The 18,554-nt window shown below is 44.3% G+C and carries 17 protein-coding genes and 1 tRNA gene; 7 read left to right on the top strand and 11 right to left on the bottom strand.

The genetic code is table 11. The features are described from left to right. Positions 1–6 precede the first annotated feature (6 nt). A complete protein-coding gene (locus tag DYU05_RS00690) occupies positions 7–876 on the bottom strand; it encodes a helix-turn-helix domain-containing protein (protein WP_205771746.1) in 870 nt (289 codons plus the stop codon). A 265-nt stretch (positions 877–1,141) separates the two neighbouring features. On the opposite strand from DYU05_RS00690, the gene DYU05_RS00685 reads away from it, so the two are divergent. Further along, complete coding sequence (locus DYU05_RS00685; RefSeq protein WP_117381073.1) at positions 1,142–1,555, top strand: acyl-CoA thioesterase; 414 nt, start codon at positions 1,142–1,144, stop codon at positions 1,553–1,555. A 20-nt stretch (positions 1,556–1,575) separates the two neighbouring features. Here DYU05_RS00685 and DYU05_RS00680 read toward each other — a convergent pair whose 3' ends face one another. Together DYU05_RS00680 and DYU05_RS00675 are read right to left on the bottom strand one after the other, a co-directional pair. After that, positions 1,576–1,872, bottom strand: coding sequence for a hypothetical protein (locus DYU05_RS00680; protein WP_117381072.1), 297 nt, complete (start codon positions 1,870–1,872; stop codon positions 1,576–1,578). 277 nt (positions 1,873–2,149) lie between these two features. After that, the gene (locus DYU05_RS00675; protein ID WP_117381071.1) at positions 2,150–3,139 is read right to left on the bottom strand and encodes a D-alanine--D-alanine ligase; all 990 of its coding nucleotides are present in this window, start codon (positions 3,137–3,139) and stop codon (positions 2,150–2,152) included. Between the two features lie 199 nt (positions 3,140–3,338). Here DYU05_RS00675 and DYU05_RS00670 point away from each other — a divergent pair, with 199 nt between their 5' ends. The 6 genes from DYU05_RS00670 to DYU05_RS00645 all read left to right on the top strand — a co-directional run bounded on the left by DYU05_RS00670 (position 3,339) and on the right by DYU05_RS00645 (position 7,063). After that, positions 3,339–4,130, top strand: a complete 792-nt coding sequence (locus DYU05_RS00670) for a PASTA domain-containing protein (protein WP_117381070.1) — start codon at positions 3,339–3,341, stop codon at positions 4,128–4,130. Beyond that, entirely contained in the window at positions 4,117–4,419 is a 303-nt protein-coding gene (locus DYU05_RS00665; protein WP_117381069.1) for a rhodanese-like domain-containing protein, read from the top strand. The genes DYU05_RS00670 and DYU05_RS00665 overlap by 14 nt, the downstream gene beginning before the upstream one ends. An 18-nt stretch (positions 4,420–4,437) precedes the next feature. Then, positions 4,438–5,493 (top strand): endolytic transglycosylase MltG, encoded by a 1,056-nt coding sequence (gene mltG, locus DYU05_RS00660; RefSeq protein WP_117381068.1) that lies wholly within the window; start codon positions 4,438–4,440, stop codon positions 5,491–5,493. Further along, positions 5,493–5,906, top strand: coding sequence for an acyl-CoA thioesterase (locus tag DYU05_RS00655; RefSeq protein WP_117381067.1), 414 nt, complete (start codon positions 5,493–5,495; stop codon positions 5,904–5,906). Before mltG ends, DYU05_RS00655 begins: the two co-directional genes overlap by 1 nt. Positions 5,907–5,910: 4 nt before the next feature. Beyond that, positions 5,911–6,909: a YihY/virulence factor BrkB family protein gene (locus tag DYU05_RS00650; RefSeq protein ID WP_117381066.1), complete on the top strand. Its 999-nt coding sequence runs from the start codon at positions 5,911–5,913 to the stop codon at positions 6,907–6,909. 69 nt (positions 6,910–6,978) lie between these two features. Next, positions 6,979–7,063, top strand: a tRNA-Ser gene (locus DYU05_RS00645). 111 nt (positions 7,064–7,174) lie between these two features. Here the strand turns inward: DYU05_RS00645 and DYU05_RS20970 are convergent. The 8 genes from DYU05_RS20970 to DYU05_RS00610 form a co-directional block, all read right to left on the bottom strand. Next, entirely contained in the window at positions 7,175–7,351 is a 177-nt protein-coding gene (locus DYU05_RS20970; RefSeq protein ID WP_165851967.1) for a hypothetical protein, read from the bottom strand. Continuing rightward, positions 7,348–7,680 carry a plasmid mobilization protein gene (locus tag DYU05_RS00640; RefSeq protein ID WP_117381065.1) on the bottom strand — a complete coding sequence of 111 codons (333 nt, stop codon included), beginning with the start codon at positions 7,678–7,680 and terminating at the stop codon, positions 7,348–7,350. The genes DYU05_RS20970 and DYU05_RS00640 overlap by 4 nt, the downstream gene beginning before the upstream one ends. A gap of 961 nt (positions 7,681–8,641) precedes the next feature. After that, positions 8,642–10,048 (bottom strand): calcineurin-like phosphoesterase C-terminal domain-containing protein, encoded by a 1,407-nt coding sequence (locus DYU05_RS00635; protein WP_117381064.1) that lies wholly within the window; start codon positions 10,046–10,048, stop codon positions 8,642–8,644. A gap of 46 nt (positions 10,049–10,094) precedes the next feature. Next, a complete protein-coding gene (locus DYU05_RS00630; protein ID WP_117381063.1) occupies positions 10,095–11,597 on the bottom strand; it encodes a DUF5689 domain-containing protein in 1,503 nt (500 codons plus the stop codon). Positions 11,598–11,626: 29 nt separating this feature from the next. Continuing rightward, on the bottom strand, positions 11,627–13,120 hold the full coding sequence (locus tag DYU05_RS00625; protein WP_117382896.1) for a SusD/RagB family nutrient-binding outer membrane lipoprotein: 1,494 nt from the start codon (positions 13,118–13,120) through the stop codon (positions 11,627–11,629). Positions 13,121–13,130: 10 nt separating this feature from the next. Then, entirely contained in the window at positions 13,131–16,583 is a 3,453-nt protein-coding gene (locus tag DYU05_RS00620) for a SusC/RagA family TonB-linked outer membrane protein (protein ID WP_117381062.1), read from the bottom strand. Between the two features lie 102 nt (positions 16,584–16,685). Further along, positions 16,686–17,702 carry a FecR family protein gene (locus DYU05_RS00615; protein ID WP_117381061.1) on the bottom strand — a complete coding sequence of 339 codons (1,017 nt, stop codon included), beginning with the start codon at positions 17,700–17,702 and terminating at the stop codon, positions 16,686–16,688. A 79-nt stretch (positions 17,703–17,781) separates the two neighbouring features. Beyond that, on the bottom strand, positions 17,782–18,357 hold the full coding sequence (locus DYU05_RS00610; protein ID WP_165851966.1) for an RNA polymerase sigma factor: 576 nt from the start codon (positions 18,355–18,357) through the stop codon (positions 17,782–17,784). Positions 18,358–18,554 lie beyond the last annotated feature (197 nt).

Here is an 18,554-nt window from a genome sequence, read left to right as displayed (position 1 = left end):
ACAGCCTTAATCTTGTACAAACGCGACAAAGTTGGCCACAGCCGAATTGCCGCTTTTAGCTTTACGGGCGAAAGCTGCCGGCGTAGTGCCGCTATAGCGTTTAAACTCGCGGCTAAGATGGGCCTGGTCGGTATAGCCCAATTCGGCGGCTAAAGTAGCAAGGTTAACGGCGGGAGTAAGCCATAAGCGGTTTCGGACCTGCTCAAAACGCATAACGCCCGAAACATCTTTTACGGTGTGGCCCGCGGCCTGCTTAAATTTCCGTTCCAGTGTACGTACCGTAGCATGTGCAGCCTCGGCCACTTCGCTAACCGGTATAGTGCCGTTGGCATTGTTTAAGGCAGCGCCGGCTTTATGCAGCATGGGGTCTGCTTTATGCTTTTTGTGTTCTAAAAAATATTGTTTCAGCAAAGCCAGTGCATCATCGGCGCGATCTGCAGCCATTAAAGCTGCCAAAACAGGTTGAAGTTGGGCGATGGGATGTGTAAAAACGCGAACGCTCTCGTTACCTGCGGGTAAGCCCAGCAGATCGAACACTGTCCATGGGAAGCACCTTACCCCCAGCACCTGCAAACGGCCCTGCGCTTTTAATATCACCGGCTGGCCGAGCAGCCCCATCAGAAAGGGTGACGGCAAAGGCTGCAAGCCTTCGGGAGTGGATACGCTGCAAGCGGAACCAAAAAGAAAAACGATCTCGGCATAACCATCGGGCAGTACTTCAAAATCTGAAGGCTGCTCGCCAAAATCTATTATGGTATACCAAAATTCTTGTATGCTATCCCGCAGTTCTTCGGGCGGTTTATACTCGTAGTGCCGCATGCCGAAAGATAGCATATCGGCGAGTGCATTGCGTAGTCGGATAGAAATTTTTTTCATTAATAACGAACAACAAGTCGCACCGGGAATGCTTTTCAGACTGTCAAATTAGACTGTACAAGTGTAACATCATCAAAAAACTGTAACATGATCGCCAAAACTGTAACATGTTGCAACATATAATTTTTATAAACAATTAATTACCTGATAGTTGGTCAAAAATAAGCATTTTCAAGTGTATCAGGTGTAACACCTTTTCTTGTTACAGTGCAGCTTATATTGGCTTACCGGTAAACTTTTGCAACTTTACTGCATTATAAACAATATGAGCACTTACGCCACCTTTGAGACCGAGCACCGGGTAAGGCCGGATGATATAGACATGTTTCAGCATGTACACAACAGCAAGTACTTTGATTATGTGCTGGCAGCACGCTACGAGCAAATGGAAACCTGCTATGGCATGGCCATGGAGAAGTTTATGGAACGTGGTTACGGCTGGGTGGTGCGTACCGTGAACATGGACTTTAAGCGCCCCTTAAAGATGGGCGACTATTTCCTGGTACGCACCGGCATAGAAAGCATCAACGACAAAGGATGCCGGGTAACCTTTGTAATAACCAACAAAGCAACCCAAAAGATATGCTGCGACGGCTACTTCGACTACGTGATGATAGACATAGCCACCGGCCGCGGCATGAAGGTGCCGGAAGATGTAATAACGCATTACGCTATTTAGCGTAAGTACTTCAAAGAGTATTAAGCAGCAAGAAAGCCTTTAGTGCAGATGGCGTCTGTCACCAGCAACCCCTTGGCACCGTTAATCGCTTCTATAGTGTGAATGTACTTATAGCTGTTGGTTAGCTGGTCATACTCCTGCCCTATCACCTCTATGTTGAGGTCCTCTGCCGCGAAGTCAAGGCTGTCTTGCAGGCAAAGGAAATGCTGGTTGTGCATTGGCAGGAAGTCGTTGGTGTAACCTTTATCATGCAGGTCGATAACGCTCATTGTTAATGCGTTGTTTACTTTACGGGCGGTGTTTCTTAGTGAGTTCATTGTTGTGCAGTTTGTTACAGATTAATAGACGCAAGAATGTTTTACCTAGTTACTGACCACGTAAATAAATCAGCACGTTGGTGTTAACAATTGCTATACCATTGCACAACCTTAATTTAACTAAATTAAAAGCACACAAAGCTACTTAAGCTGCAAACGGCATCCTTTAAGGCAGCTGCAACATAACTCATTAGTTAATACATTTTCACAAATGTTAATAACCAATGTGAATTAAGAAAGTGTCTTGGATAGTAGTAATTCTGTATACAGCAGTGCCCTAAATATGCAACGCACTATCTATCAACTCGCTGTAGAAGTCTGGCAGGTGCATGCCGGCTGCCCTAACCTGCTGCGGAATCAGGCTTGCGGATGATTGCCCGGGGGTGGTATTAATTTCAATAAAATAAAACTCCTGTGTTTCCTCTAACAGAATAAAGTCTACCCGAACCATACCCCGGCAGTTAAGTCGTAGATATACTTGTGTAACTATCTCAGCTATCTCATGATTCTTTTCAGGTGATAGATCCGCAGGCGTTATCTCCTGGGTGATGCCGGGCGTGTATTTAGCTTCATAATCAAAGAACTCCTTGGTTGTTTTAAGTTCGGTGGCAGGAAGCACCGTTACTTTCCCTTTAAGCCTTGCGATACCGATACTGAACTCACGCCCTTTTATAAACTCTTCTATCAATATCTGGTTGTCTTCGGCAAAGGCTTTGTCCAACGCAGGCTGAAGGCCCGCAATGTTGTGCACTTTGCTCATACCCACGCTGCTACCTCCGTTATTAGGTTTAATAAACAGTGGAAACTTGAGATTAGCAGCAATGGTTGCTGTGTCGTGTATATCGCGGCTGTGCAACTGCATAGATTTGGCGGTATGCAGCCCGTGTATACCGTTCACGATAGCCTTGGTATAAGCCTTGTTCATGGTAATGGCCGATGTTGTGGCATCGCAAGTATTATAAGGCACGTTCAGCATATCCAGGTAGCCCTGCAGTTTGCCGTCCTCGCCCGGTGTGCCATGTACTGTTATGAAAGCAAAGTCGAACTTTATACGTTCACCATTAAGTATTATGCTGAAGTCGTTCTTGTCAACATTTACGATAGCATCATCAGCTTCAAACACCCAGCTATCCTTGTTGATAAGTATAGTATAAACCTTGTACTTGTCGCCAATAAGGTTGGCCGCGATGTTACGGGCACTGTTTATAGATACTTCGTACTCACCAGAGTAACCGCCGGCCAAAAGAGCAACATTAATAGCTTTCATGCAGCCAAATATAAGTCCCGCAGCGGAAAGTAGGCAAATTGGTGCGCTTTTATTTTCAAGAGATTCTTTGTTTTAACATTGTAGATAATCTTGCAAATGGCTTTACTTGGCACCTGAACCATATAGCACTTTTCCCACTTTCCACACCGGTTTTCAATTTTTTCATGTATGTTTGAACTTAAATATCCGCGTACAAGGCATGAGTAAATTCGGTCAGTATATTAAGTCCAGGCAATTCAGGAATACCATTTTGCTGGTAATATCCACCATTATCGGGATTGTATTGATTGCATTTTTCAGCCTGGGTTATTATACGCGTCACGGTAGCGGAATACCTGTTCCCCAGCTTAAAGGCTTAAGTGTAGACCGGGCAATGGCCGCCTTAAAAGAACAAGGCTTTAGCTACAAAATAGATTCTGTTTATGTAGCCGATCAGGAACCCGGTACCATTGTAGAGCAAGACCCCGATGCCGGCACCAACGTAAAGCAGGGCCGTACCATTTACCTTACTATGATTACGCAGCAGGCGCCGAATGTGTCGCTGCCCGATCTAATTACAGAACAAAGTATTTACCGTGAAGCTGTTGCAACGCTTTCGAATTACGGTTTAAAGGTTGGAGATACTATTTACCGATCTGATATAGCACGTGACCGGGTTTTAGAAGTGCATTTTAACGGCCAGGTGATTAAGCCTGGAACTAAATTACCAAAAGGCTCACGGCTGGACCTTGTTTTAGGCAATGGCGAGGGTGCAAGCGAGGTAGACATACCCGAGCTTGTTAATCTCGACTTAGATGCTGCTAAATTTGCCATAAAAGGAGCCGGGCTTACCGTAGGCACAATCACGTATGAAGGCAGCATATCCGACTCTACAAACGTTATAGTGGTGTCGCAATCGCCTATGAAAACGGATTCTACCGCGCAAACTAGCATCGGAACAAGGATAAACCTGACAGTCTCGCAGGGTCAGAAAACCAATGAGCCAAATTAACGCAGCCCAGTTAAAGCAACGATTGCAGGAAGAACAGTTAAACCTTCTTGATGTACGGGAAAAGATTGAACATTATACCTTCAACATTGGCGGGTTGAATGTACCTGTATCCCAGCTCGAAAAAAGCTTACCAACCCTCCCCTACAACAAAACGGATGAAATAATCGTTATCTGCAGCAAAGGTATCAGGAGCGAGCATGCATGCTCTATTTTATCCGCACATGGCTACCATAATGTCGTAAACTTAAAAGGCGGATTGATAGCTTTGCAGAAGTTAAACAATCAATAGTTACATCTATCTACATATATGTCAACCGAACAAAAATCATCAGGCGGAACTGCAAAGAAGTTCATAATTGCTTTGGTGACTATTATATTTATCGCGCTTGCGGGTACAGGCTTTTTCTATTACCTGCGTTATTTGGGGCCGAACGTAAATGACAATAAGGAGTACCTATACATAAAAACCGGATCGAACTTTAATGATGTTTACAAAACTATAACGGAACAGCGACTGGTGAATGACACCACAACCTTCTTGTGGGCAGCGCATAACATGAAATATGTTAATCGAGTTAGACCCGGCAAGTACCGCCTGAAGCCCGGGATGAGCAATCGTGCATTTATAAACATGCTTAAGGCAGGCAACCAGGAACCGGTAACGCTAGCTTTTCACAATTTGCGGCTTAAAGAGCAATTTGCTGGGTTTGTCTCAAAAAAACTTGAACCTGATTCTGTATCTATCTTACGTTTACTGGACTCAACTGAGTTTGCTGAGGCGCATGGCTTTACTACCGATAACATCTATACTGTTTTCATCCCAAACTCCTACCAGTTCTACTGGAATACTACTCCCGAAAAGTTCTTCGACAGGATGTATGCCAACTATCAAAAATTTTGGACACCTGAGAGGAAATTTAAAGCTCAGTCGCTTGATCTTAGCCCCGTGCAAGTATCAGTACTTGCATCCATTGTAGACGCTGAGGCATTACATGATGATGAAATGCCATCCATTGCGGGCTTATACCTGAACAGGCTAAAAAAAGGCATGAAGCTTCAAGCTGATCCGACAGTCATATTCGCCATGAACGACTTCACCATCAAGCGTGTGCTTAACCGTTATCTTACTAAAGACTCGCCTTACAATACGTACATGTATAAAGGTCTTCCTCCCGGTCCGGTAATGATGCCTTCTCTAAACGCTATCAATTCAGTCTTGGATTATAAAAAGAGTGATTACCTGTACATGTGTGCAAAGGAGGACTTTTCAGGCTACCATAATTTCGCCACCAACGAGGCTGAACATAAAATAAACGCCCGCAAATTTCAGCAGGCGCTTAACGACAGGAACATTAAACGCTAATGCTTAAGCACGCTACACAAGTAAGGGTACGCTACGGCGAAACCGACCAGATGGGTTATATGTACTACGGCAACTACGCTGAGTTTTTTGAAGTCGGCCGCGTGGAAATGCTGCGTAGCCTGGGTATGACCTACAGTTGGATGGAGGCGTCCGGGGTAATGATGCCGGTTTTGGAAATGCATTCCAAATACCTCAAGCCGGCGTTGTATGATGAACTGATAACCGTAAGCGTTACCCTTGAGAAGATGCCGGGCGTAAAGATTCACTTTAAATACGAGTTGTTTAATGAGAAAGAACAACTAATTCACGTTGGCGACACGCTACTGGCTTTTGTAAACATGAAAACGAATCGCCCCTGCCTGCCACCGCAAGATTTTCTGGATAAAGTAAAACCATTTTTTAGCGAGATTTAGATTAATGAAATGGGCGCACCGCTTTTTAAGCCGTTTTAAGTTCTATCAGTACTTTACGGATTGGATGAAATCCGTTTACATTCCCGGCTTTCGCCCGTTGCCGCTTTATACCGTTGTGGTATTCTTTATAGAGGAAATACAAAAAACATCATTAACCAACCGCGCCGCAGCACTGGCCTACAACTTTATGCTGGCTCTGTTTCCTGCAATCATATTTTTATTTACCCTAATTCCTTATATCCCAGTCCGTAATTTTCAGGACGACCTGCTTAGTGTTTTCGCACAGATAATGCCTACAAACGCTTATCTGGCCTTTCAGAACACGATTGTAGAGATCATCAAGAACCAAAACGGTAAATTACTTTCTTTAGGTTTTGCTACAGCGCTGTACTTCGCTACAAACGGTGTTAGCAACCTTATGCAGGCATTCAATAAGTCATCGCTGATACTGGAAACGCGCACGTGGTTGAAACGTCGCCTGGTAGCTCTTTTGCTTACTATTGTTATAAGTATATCGTTGCTTGTAGCTATAGTAATTATGATTGCCGGACAAGCGGTAATAAACTTTATTAAAGACAAGTTTCACGGCCAATCTGATCTTTGGTCATACCCAATCGCTTTGTTAAAGTGGATCATTGTGTTGGTAATCTTTTTTGTTAGCGTGAGCCTTTTATACAGGTATGGCCCCTCTAACAAACGTAAGTGGAATTTTATTAATCCCGGTTCTATTTTAGCTACAGCGCTGGCAATACTTACTTCTATCGGGTTTACTTACTACACTAACAACTTCTCGTCTTACAACAAGGTATATGGATCTATCGGAACCCTCATTGTAGTGATGATCTATCTTTATCTAAACTCGCTGATTTTACTGATCGGGTTCGAATTAAACGCTAGTGTTGATCTTTCCAAGCGTACGATTCGCATTGTAAAACCTCGATTTAATACCTTTCGCAGCCAAAAAGCTATTGAAAATCAAAAGCAAAACATTGCTAAACAGTAGTTTATATACTATTTAAAAAAAGTTAACATCAAATTTGCCAAATCAGCCGGGATTTGTACTTTTGTCCCCGGAGAGTTGGCAGAGTGGTCGATTGCGGCAGTCTTGAAAACTGTTGACTGTAACAGGTCCTGGGGTTCGAATCCCTAACTCTCCGCAGATTATATCTTAAGTAACAAAACGCCTTAAATGCATCATTTAAGGCGTTTTTGTTTTAGGACCCATCCAAATTGTATAGAATTTAAAACTATGTAGTATACATAGCAGCTCAGGCCCAGTACCAGGCGGGCGCAAACTCCATCTCTGATCTGATCACCGACTTGTCCAGGGCGGCAAAGCTGGAATACAGCAGCTTTGCCCGCTGCAATTCCGGCAGCTGAAGCTTCTTCAGGTTATAGCTGAGCGCGCCCATAAAGTTTTTGCCGATCTTTTGTATGGCGATCATTTCACCAGGTGCCTGATGATCTCCTGCTGGTGAAGCAGGCGTTCCAGCGTCGCGGATATGCCTGCCGCCCATTTCCCCGAGTTCACCCGTTTTGCGAGCTGGTTGATGTTCACGCCGATTTTCCTAAGCTCCAGGTAGACCTGCACATCTAGCTTCGCCAGCCTGGGCTCCGGGTATTTCCCGCTGAGCAGCCGCTGACGGATCAGCAGGTACACCGGCAGGCCGCAGGCTTCTGCTGACTGGTTGATCCGCTCCTGCTCTTCACGCGTCAGCCGGATCACGTTCCTGTAACTGCGTTTATGCCCCTCCTGTACCTTTGGCCTGCTCATCCTGGTCTCCTAAGCAGCAAAGGTGCCGGGCAGCCAGGTTAAACTTGCAGGAGCTCTTCGGTAGTGGTCTGGTTTATTTTCTTTATTCAGGAAGCGGTTGGCTCTCTGTTGAGGTTTTGAACGAAGTGAAGGACTGCACTGACTAAGCACGTCAGCAAGCGTTTGGAGGCACTCCAAACATGGCTTGCTTCCGGGTTTTAGATGATGGTACAGTTAAATCTTTTTCAAAGATTTGTTTAGAGACAGCATTGGTTTAAAGCTTAGACTACCATCGGGAGGTTTAGTATGGTGCTACCCGTTTTTGAAGTAAGTTACTTGATTTACAGAGCAAAACATCTATTTATTATTAATAATACAAGATCTCCCGGAAGTAATCACGAATCTCTGGTGCTAAAAAGCGGCAATGTAAATTATATGGCGGCTTTAATAACATCAATATTAGAGTGGAGCTGAAAAATGCGATTAGCGAGTTAATTTGTAAACATGATGTAAAAGAATTTCAATTCACAGATGTAATTAATAGGCAAAAATCGTTTTAAAAAATTAAGTACTGACGAAGTCTTGCTTCTTTTCAGAAGTTTAATAGTTTCTTAACCATTACAAACTCCCTTATTCCTTCAGATAAGTACTCCACCCAGGCTTACAGAAAATGCATAAGTAACAACCGCGATAAAAACCTAAGCAAGATTGCCTTTGATTTTCACATCGCTCGCATAAAAAAATTTCATTAAAGAAAACAATAGAGTTTGATTTCGACATTGTGATCGATAAAGGATGGGCAAAGCCAGGAAGCAAACTTGAAAAACCATGGTTAAAAGACATTATTTAAATAGCTAGGTTCTATTCCACAGCTCGACTACATATTAGTAAATTTAATTATAATAAAGAAGCCATTGTTAACTACTCCAATGGCTTCTTTATCATATATTGTTAGAGTTGCGCTGTTAACATAGCCGGCAGCTTAGTTAACTTCCATTTCGCTAGAATAAGTTTTCCCGAACCGATCTGTGGCTACTACTTTTATCTTCTTTACGGAAGGTGCGAAATGAGCTACAAAAAGATGGTCGGTTTGTACGGGCTCTACAAAGTGCCTGCTGACGGGCATATCTTCCCCCTTGTATAGGGTCACGGATAATGGATCGTAGCCGATCTCTTTTCCTAGTTCACCTTTTGACTGACCGTCTAAAAAGTACTCGACCTTCCACTTTGGGTCGTAATTCCAAATGTTAGCTATCAGGCGTGTTTGATCTGTAAGCTTATTTACATAAAGGCTGATCTGGTGCTCGGCAGGTAAGCCGGTAGATTTGTAGTACCATTTAAGTTCGGTACCGTTCACCTCGTAAACGCCATAGCCCCTTGGGGTACCGTCACAACATATAGGCCCGGTCCACCAGGCACCGCAAACAGTGCCGTGGTTATGCTCGTATATGTTGCCGGCGACATTATTGGCGTGGTAATGTGTGTGGCCCGACATGATGTGTACATTTTTAAAACCATCCAGCACTGCATAGAAATCTTTATTATTCTTTACCTGGTTGAACACCGGGATGTGCAGGTTGATGATGAGCAAATTATCTTTTTGAACATACTGTAGGTCTTGCTTAAGCCATGCGAGCTGCTCCTCCGTAATATAACCATCATAGTTGCGCTCGGTGCCAAGGTAACGTACGTCATCCAATACCACATAATGTGCCTTACCCCTGTTGAAAGAATAATAGGTTGGGCCATAATTTTGCTTGAACGTAACGTCAGATGTTTCATCACCACCCTGTCGGTAATCCATGTCATGGTTACCAAGCACCTGAAAGAACGGGATTCCCATTTGTTCTACTGCGGCATTGTAGTCGGCAAATAGCTCGTGATTATCCCAAACCAAATCGCCCACACAGATACCATGCACCAGTGCATCTTTCCCTAATGCGCGGATAGTACGATTGGTGTCCGGTACTGATGTTTCCATCATCTGCGCTACATCTTTTTTGTTTTTGACCTGCGGGTCGGCCCAGATTATAAAATGATGATTGTTATCATTCTTTCTCAACTGTTCGAGTTTAAAATCAAAATGTCCGCTATCTAATTTCTCGTATTGCTTAGCCAGACTGTAATCTGTTTTAAAGGCATAACCCGCCGGGGTACTCATAAATATACTCTTGGCTCTGGTGTTCGGTGTTATTTCGTAATACCCATCTGCATCAGTGGATACTACACTATAACCATCAGACATAACTACACCTTTCACGCCGTTTTTACCGTTTGTTACCCTTCCCTTAACTTTGTCGTTGGCATCAGCAAAAGCCTGGTTGTTTAATGCTATGAATGCGCCACCAGTAAGTATGGCAACACTTTGTATAAAACTTCTTCTGTTCATTAAATGAGTATATCTTTTAAGTGCCGGCGGAAAACGCCGGCACTATTTAGTTTTGAATAGTTGTAAAGCCTGTGCCGCTTTCGATAGTACTAAGCGGTGTTGTGAGCGTTAGCGGAATGCTTGTTACTGTACGGCCAGTAGTCCAGCGGCCGGTAAGTGCGTCGTACACACCTCCAAGTTTTGTAAAGTTACTTGTAGCAGGCAAGCCCAGTTTAGATGTGTTGGTACCTCCACCATAGAAGGACTGCGTTTGACGGGTAAGCGAGTTTATGGTGCTGTAATAATCGGTATTGGTAATGCGGTATCCTATCTCCGGCGGGCCGGCCAGGTATACTGCGCCGTTACCACCGTACATGATTACGTCTACTGGGGCGTTAGCTGCGGTAATAGCTGTGCCTTCAAACACCGCTATACCAGCTACGTTACCGCTGTTTGCAAGCAGGTTGCCGGTTATGTTACCTATCCCGTCTGCACCGGGCACTGTTGCATATTGTGTGCTATTGATCCATGTAGCACTGCTAATATCTGTAGAACCTGCGCCGTATATGTTCTTGTTACCACCGACATAAAAGAATTGTCCTTTAGTCACCTTTCCCGAGGTAAGATTAAACTTATAAGTACGCGCGCCGCCCTGCGCCCAACCATCAGGAGATGGCGGAAGCGTGCCTGCATTATTACATGTAATAAGTGAGTAGCTTGTCACCGAGAAATCGATATCCTTTGTTGCTTTCAGCTGGATATACTCATAATTCGCGTCTGTTCCTGTAGGATCGGTAAGGTAGCCGGTGATCACAATCGGCGTAGGCCTGGTAGCTGCAAGGGCAAAAATGTCTTCTGCAGTACGTGGCCACAACTGTACTTTTGTATCTGTACCCGTAGATGCAATTACCGGAATGCCCGTAAAGTTGGCGCTAAATGGCAACTCATTGGCAGCATACTTGGCAGTAGCTTCTGTGTGCAGGGTTATAATACCAAATCCATCATTTATTTGCTTGTCCCCAGCTAAGCTTTCACCGGTTTTAGGCTCGGGAGTAGTTACCGCTTTACTGATGGTCACGAGCGTGTTTTCGTAAACGTCCGGCGATGCAATGAGCATACCCGATGGAACTGATTGTACCTTTAACGCTTTACCCGAAGCTACTTTGGTAATTGCCGTTTCAGTGATCCCCGTAATGCGCATACTTCCGTTTACCCTGGTTAAGGTTGCACCTTCTACTTGGATGATTACCGAATCACCGGGAACGTACTTGGTGGCCGTATTGCCAACAGCAACAGCAATACCGCGCAGGGCGTTACGGCGGTTGTTTTGTACCACTAATACACCTGCGGGCGTATTGCCAGACGCAGCGTCGGATATTACCACGCCCACTATCTCTTTAGCTCCGCTTAGTTTATCGGCAGATAAGGTTACATCTGCCCCTTTATAAATATCTTTAAGGTCCACAACTGCTATGATTGGGCTTAGGGTGCCTTCCGCATAGTTATTCTTTTTACAGGCGGCAAGTACTGTTACTGTAAAGAGCGTTAGCAATAAATATATCTTTTTCATTGTTTTGATGTCTGAGTTTTAACTGAACATTATGGTTTCTGCCACCAAACCTGGGTGCTTATCTCATCCGGCCCTTGTGCGGCAACAGCGGTCTTGTAGTTATCCGGGTTGGCCGATTGTACGTACACGGGGTATGGCAGGCGGGCGGGCATCACACCGTTATTACGCAACCCATTCCCTTTAGGTAAAATGGGATGCCCGGTGCGGCGATATTCAAACCACTGCTCAAAATCTGTATAGAACATAGAGTAGTACTTTTGGAGATGAATAGTCTCCATCTTTTCATCCAACGAAGCTGAGTTATCCCAAGCAATGTCCCCGCCTGCTAAATAGGTGTCAATGGAGGTATTAAACAACGGAACCCAAAGAGTTATTCCAGTTAGAACGCCATTGTTATAGTAGGTTTTGGCATCTCCGCTGACCCAACCTTTTGCTGCTGCTTCTGCAAGGATGAACTGCAACTCCGAATAGTTCATGATGTTGCCAATTAGAGGATCATTCATGAGTGTACCAGTAGTAGTGGATGTGGTTGATAAAAAGTACGACTTTGTTGCCTGCCCTTCCCCCGGTGCGTACCCGCTCGGTATTCCTGCATAACTACCTTGATAAGCGGCTATCCCCCAACGATTGGTTGTTAGCCGTGGATCTGCCCAGCGGTTAAGGTTATCAATAAAGAAAGATGAAATGGCCAGTGCACGCCAGTCTTGCTCGCGCACACCACCTATAAATGGAGATGTAAGCGCCCCCACTCCTGTCCAGCGTAGTATTGCTGCATCATCATTGCTCGTCATAATTGGGTAAGCTGTAGGATTGGTGTCTACAATCTCTTTAATTTTGGCAATACAAGCAGCAGAAACATCAGCTTTACCTGAAAGCCTCATGAGCAAACGCAGGTAAAGGCTGTTACCAAACTTACGCCACTTAAGCGCATTACCATTAAATACCGGGTCGCTTCCGCCGCTAACATTAGCAGCAGCGCTCAATAAGGTATCTGCCGATTCCAGCTTCTTGAAGATATCCAGGTAAATGTCTTTTTGCTTATCAAATTTCGGGGTGAAATTACCATCCTTACCTTTATTTGAATCAAAGTAAGGTACATCACCATAAGTATCCGTGAGCAGCGAGTACAACCACGACTGACAAATGAGGGATATGCCCATATACGTTTTATTGTAGGTAAGCTCCTGGCTTGCTACTGTATACATATCCTTAAAGTTGGTAAGCTGCGTGTACCAGCCGTTCCAGGTATTATCTGCAAATGAGCGCCTGATATCATACCTGAAAACCTTACCCTCTGCGTCGCCCGGATCTACTGTAACCTGCATCAGCTCATTGTTAAAATTTCGGCTGCGCAGCATATTGATAGAAACGGTATTCACCAACGCCGGCGCAAGCAGTTGCTGCGGTAATGCGTTAGGAGTTCCGTTAGGATCGGTGTTAATGTCAACAAAGTCCTTTTTACATGATGATATTGCTACGATGCATAACAATGCCATTGCTATTATTGTGAATGTCTTTTTCATTTGATCATTATTAAATACCAACAACCAGGTTAAAACCGAATGTTCGGGTAGATGGGAACTGAGCGATCTCGAAGCCTTGTACAATATCGCTGCCCGACAGCGTACCAAATTCCGGATCAAAAATTGGCCATTTGGACCAGATGTAAAGGTCGCGGCCATAAACGCCGACAGTAGCACGTCTTAAGCCAAGCTTTTTTGTCAACCGGGGATTAAGGGTGTAGTCGAATCTCGCTTCACGGAACTTGATAAAGTTGGTTGAAAACGTGTTGCCTTCAGCATTATCTATCCCGTAGTGAGAGCGGTAGTACCCATCTATGTCTGATGCGATAACATCATTAGGACGGTAACTACCATCAGGGTTTTGAATAACCCCTTTTCCTATGATACCATTATATCTGCCCGGCAAAGTGAGGGTGGTTTTACCCTGTTCGGCAAGTTTGTAATTTGACAGCGAGTATGCTACGCCGCCAAACTGCCCGTCGAACAACACGTGCAAACCAAACTGTTTATACTTAAAATCGTGACCCATGCTCGCCTTCCACTTAGGCATAGTATTACCGAGGTAAACCAATTGATCAGACAACCTTGCAAAGCCTGTAGAGGCGTCGTAAACGATCTGGCCATCGGGCGAGCGTAAATATCCGCGGCCATACATGTCGCCCATGCTGCCACCAACCTTAGCCACAATTTGCCCGTTGCCAACCGGCCCGGTGCGCAACACTACGGCACTATCCGCGAGTTCCTGAATGGTGTTTTTATTGGCAGAAAAGGTTCCGGTAATTGCCCAATCAAAACCTCCCGGTTTGCGTATAGGTGTCCCGTTTAGCGCCACCTCTATACCTTTATTATTCACACGGCCCACGTTTATAACCGCCTGAGCGAAGCCAGATGACTGATCTACCGTGCGGTTAAGTATTTGGTTTTTAGTATTTCCGGTATACACAGCAAAGTCAAACCCTAAGCGGTTACCAAAAAAGCGCATTTCGGTACCAAGTTCTAATGTTGTGGTGCGCAGCGGTTGTAGGTCGGGATTAGCCAATGTTCTTGGATTTTGCAATCCGCCCGCATAAGTGCTGCCCGCAGTAACATAGTTAAAAGTTGTTTGGTATGGCGTAGTGGTACCACTACCTACACCGGCGATGGATGCGCGGAATTTAGCATAATCGATAGCCTTTGGTAACCTGAATGCTTCTGAAGCAAGAAAGCTTAAACTTGCCGACGGATAGAAGAAACCTACTTTATCGGTACGGTTTGCCGTAGCCAGCGTACTTACCCAGTCTTGGCGGGCGGTCAAGTCCATATACAGGTAATCTCTAAAACTAGTAGAGAGTAGCCCGTAAAAACTATTTATCGCGTACCTCGATTTAAAAGGCGCTGTGACTAACGGTCCGGCATTGTTAGATATTGAATATACGCCCGGATACACCAACGAGTCGGCACGAACCTCATCGCGGTTGTAATTGTTGCGCAGCATGCTGCCGCCGCCGGTAGCTGTTATATTTATATCGCGGTTTATCTTCTTATTATACTTTAGCAAGAAGTCGCCACCCGCTTCCTGCGAGTAGATGTTTTGTGTACGATAAGATCCCTTTGGATATTTGGTACCTGCGTCATAAGGCCTTTCCTGTGCCCTTTGCTCATAACCCATGTCCAGCGTTGCACGCACCTGCAGGCTTAAGCTCTTGGTTATGGCGTACTCTGCCTGTATATTGCCTGTTACAGAGTTGCGGTTAGACTTGTTGATGAACTCGTTTGATATGGCGTAGGGGTTTTCAGGAAAAGAACTAAACGGGTAAAATATAGCTTTGTCCTTTTGTCCTATCTTCCAGTAATCCTTTAACCAATTAAGATCGGCACTTGGCTGCCAAAAAATATACCAATACATTAACGATTGATTACCATAACCAGCACCCGGAAGGTTATCGCTGTTTCTGTTATTGTAATTAACCTTAGAACTTATGGTCAACTTATCGTTGATCTTCGAGTTTACGGACAATGCCAGGCTGTTACGTGTATAACCTGTATTTGGTGTGATCCACTTGTTGGTAACGTTAGTTGCCGAAAAGCGGGCGCTTGTTTTATCAGAACCGCCATCAACACTTATTGAATTAGTAAAAGTTTGACCGGTTTCGAAGAACTCCCTGCTTTGATTTTTGTAAGGAACCCACGGGGTTCTTACTGTTGATTGCTTTTGGGTGAGCGGGTCCAGTTGATAAAATTGCTGACCATCGAACTTTGGCCCGTAAGCAGAACTTGTTGCGCTTGTGCTTGCGCCATCAGGCCCTGCACCAAAAGAATAGTACCGGGAACCGGCGGTGCCCTGGCCATACTCATATTGCAGGTCAGGCCAGCGGTTAACGGATTCAAAGGCAGTGTTAGAGTTAAAGGTTACACCTAAGCCACTATGTTTACTGCCCGACTTGGTGGTTATGATGATCGCACCGTTTGCGCCTCGCTGCCCATAGAGCGCTGCCGCACCGGGGCCTTTAAGTACTGTTACGGTTTCTATATCCTCAGGATTGATGTCGTTCAGGTTGCTACCGTAATCGGCAGGCATATTATCACTGCTTGTACCGTATGCTGATTCGCCTGAGTTTGACGTACGGCGGCCGCTTCCCTGGTTAATAACTACACCATCTACAACTATCAATGCTTCGTTATCGCCGGTTAAGTTATTTTCACCACGTAATATAATTTTGTTAGATCCGGCAGGACCGCTGTTAGAGCGAACAAGGTTTAAACCCGCAACCTTGCCCGATAACGCATCAGTCCAGTTATTGGAGATAGCATTTGTTAGCTGCTCACCTTTTACACTGGTTGCCGAATAACCTAAAGACTTCTCTTCGCGTTTAATACCAAGCGCAGTTACAACAACTTCCTGTAAACCGTTTGCGCCAGGCTTAAGCATTATGTTAAGCGGAGTGACGCCATTTGAGTTTACCTGTACATTGTCTATCTTTTGAGTTTGGAAAGACAAAAAGCTCACCTCTACTGTGTAAGTACCATTAGATACTATCAGTGAAAAGGAACCATCAACCCTGGTTGCTGTAGATACCCCCGCAGAATTTATCCTTACGGATGCTCCCGGGAGTGGCTCGCCTTTATCATCGGTTACGCGGCCTTCTATACGGCCTTTGTCCTGAGTTTTGGCAATTATAAGAATGTTACCTTCACCTGATTGCCTGAACGTGCAGCCTGTACCTCTTAAAAGCAAGTTTAAGGTTTCCTGTACAGTACGTTCTGCACGTGGTAATGTTATCGTACGGGTATCGTCCAGCATATTATTATTGTAGCTGATAGAGATGTTACCTGTTTTTTCCAACTGCTGAAAAGCAGTTTTAAGTGACACCCCCTGAGCGCCGAACGTAACCTTGCGGTTATTGAGTGTTTGCGCATCCGCGCGTAAGATGCCTAAAGGCATCTGTAAGAAGATCAGCATGTTTAGCAACCATAACTTTTTCATATATTTACTTAATTTATACTTGTTTGACGTGAGTTTAAATTGAACTTTTAAGCTCGGGTTGTTACCAGCAACCCGGGCTTATTCAGTAACTGATTAGTAATGCTATCTCATTAATCGCCCTCCTTTTTGATCACCGTGAGAAACAAAAACCTGATTGCCCTTTATTGTGTAGCCGAGCCCGGCAAGAGAGCACAGATCGTCCATTGCCCTATTTATTGTTAAGTTCTTAAGCTTAGCTGTTAGTTTAATATCGCCGAGTTCGGCATCGGTTAAAAATATCTTTACTCCGTAGTGATGCTCCAGAGATGCCGCGATGTCGCTAAAATTTGTGTTGTAAAAAGAGAGATTATTGTTCACCCAGGCACTTACAGCGCCAGCATCAGCGTTGTTAAAGGTGTATAAGCCTGTTTGAGTGTTGATGTTCAACTGCTCGTTTCTTACTAGGTACCGTACTAAATGATTATTCTGATTTGAACCAGATAGTACTCCCACTTTACCTGAACTTACAGTAACGGCAACTTCCTTTTGAGAACTGTATGCCTTTACATTGAAAGATGTACCGAGTACAACCGTGCTTATATCGCCGGTAAATACTACAAAGGGCTTACCGGATTGATGAACCACATCAAAGAAAGCTTCGCCGTCTAACATGATATTACGGCCATCCGCACCAAAGTTTTTGTTGTATTTCAATATGGTGCCACCGCTAAGAATGACAGTCGAGCGGTCAGGAAGAAGTACTTTGGAGTGCTTACCGTCCACATTGGTTATAGTTACATATTCCGACTTATTAAACTGTTGTAAGACGCCTCGTGCGCTCCAGGCCAACGCGCAAAGCAAGATGCAAGCAGCGGCAGCCGCATACCATTTTGTATTTAAGGTTTTTGATTTGATGCCAGGTTGAGCTGAAATATGAGCTTCAACTTTCGCCCACACTTGATTATTGTTTAACGGCTTAGCAAAGTACGCTTGAGATGCTTCCAATATGCCTATGGTTTCGCTAAACTGGACCAGGTTTTCTTCGCTCGCGTCTATCCACTCCTTTAAAAGAGTTAACTCATCATCACTGATGGTTTTTTCGTAATAAGCCGTTATAAGTAGATGGTATGTTTCTTCCATTATCTGTCTCTGATTGTAAAGACAGATTTAAGCGGTTACTATACGTAGCTAAGTTGATTAACCTTACATTAAAGAATTGTTAAGAACGCGAAGAAAACTTACGCTGATCTTTCAGGAGATTTCGAAGGTTGCCAATGGCTTGGTACAGGGTAGTCTCCACAGTGCGTACTGTTATGCCGAGTACGTTAGCAATCTCGCGCTTATCAATACCATCTATACGGCTCATTAATAGTACCTGCCGCTGACTGGGCGGGAGCTTTTCTATGACTTCTAATACACTCCGGTAAGATTCTCTGCCTGATAGTATGGTCAACGGAGTGTTACCGTCTTTTATCAAATTCTGGTCAAGTTGGATATCTTCTAAGGATGATATTGGGGCCTTCTTTTTTTGATTGTAGTTAAGTGACAGGTTCTTGGCGGAGGTAAATAAATAGCTTTTAATGTTTAGAATAGTTGTATCTAACCGGTTGTCCCATATTTTCATGAACAGGTCAGCAACTATTTCTTCAGCTGCCGATAGGTCGTTGATGTAAATCGAACAGAAATGACACAGGCTTTTGTAGTAGCGGTTGAAAAGGGCTTTAAGCGCATAATGGTCATCATTCCTGAGCAGGTTTATTAGTTCTTCGTCTGTAAATTGAAGGTAAGTTGTCAAAGTCCTTTTTTTTGGCAAAGCTAAAAAGGGAATGTTAGGGCAATGTTAAATCAGACGCTTCATATCAACGAACAACAATTGAAACCAAAAATACTAACCCGTCTACTCTGATTTGTATTATTTGGTTCAATGTCTAGGAGCAAATTATTTGATGGTTGCATTTCAGGTAGTTTTCATCCTCACAGATGAAAGCTGTC

Origin of the sequence: Mucilaginibacter terrenus, from assembly GCF_003432065.1 — a bacterium.
Lineage (GTDB): Bacteria > Bacteroidota > Bacteroidia > Sphingobacteriales > Sphingobacteriaceae > Mucilaginibacter > Mucilaginibacter terrenus.
Note: the sequence above shows the minus strand (reverse complement) of the source record. Positions and strands in the feature narration are given on the sequence as shown.